Source organism: Herbiconiux daphne (genome assembly GCF_024979295.1).
In the GTDB taxonomy this organism is placed as follows: domain Bacteria; phylum Actinomycetota; class Actinomycetes; order Actinomycetales; family Microbacteriaceae; genus Herbiconiux; species Herbiconiux daphnes.
This window is the reverse complement of record NZ_JANLCJ010000795.1, coordinates 1-526: the sequence shown is the minus strand read 5'-3', so window position 1 is coordinate 526 and position 526 is coordinate 1. Positions and strand designations below refer to the sequence as shown.

1 protein-coding gene is annotated in these 526 nt (G+C 51.3%); it reads left to right on the top strand.

Annotated features, from left to right (window positions below; translation table 11 throughout):
* Positions 1–526, top strand: a 526-nt coding sequence (locus N1032_RS27740) for a hypothetical protein (protein WP_259543956.1), incomplete at both ends; no start/stop codon positions are given.

Below are 526 nucleotides of genomic sequence, written 5' to 3'. Positions count from 1 at the left end.
TCAATAATGGCTAAGAAATGGAACGAGGTGCAAGCCTCTCCAGAATTTCAGGCATTAAGCGCACCAGAGAAAGCAGCAGCACAGGCCCAATATTTTGATGAAGTAGTAAAGCCACAAGTGCCAGCAGATGAAGTAGACGCGGCGCACAATGAGTTTTATTCACAGAATCCGGTATCTCAGCCAGCAGCACCAGAACCTGCCCCACAGACGCCACAGGAAGCCCCACAGCAGCCGCAAGAGCTATCAGCCGGGGAAGTGGTAGGAGAAGGCTTAGCGAGTGCAGGAAGGGTTACAGCAGGCGGTTTAGCAGGTATTGCTAACGCTGGTGTATCAGCAGTTAATGCCGCTAAATCATTCGGTGCGTGGGCTGGTCAAAAGTTAGGGCTAGGTGATGGGACGTATACGCCTATGGCCCCTGCTGGTTATGGTGATTTGGATCAGTATCTGATGCCTAAAACCACAGCAGAGAAGGTAGGGGCAGACGTAATTACTTATGCCGCTGGTGGTAAGATTGCAGCACCAGAAG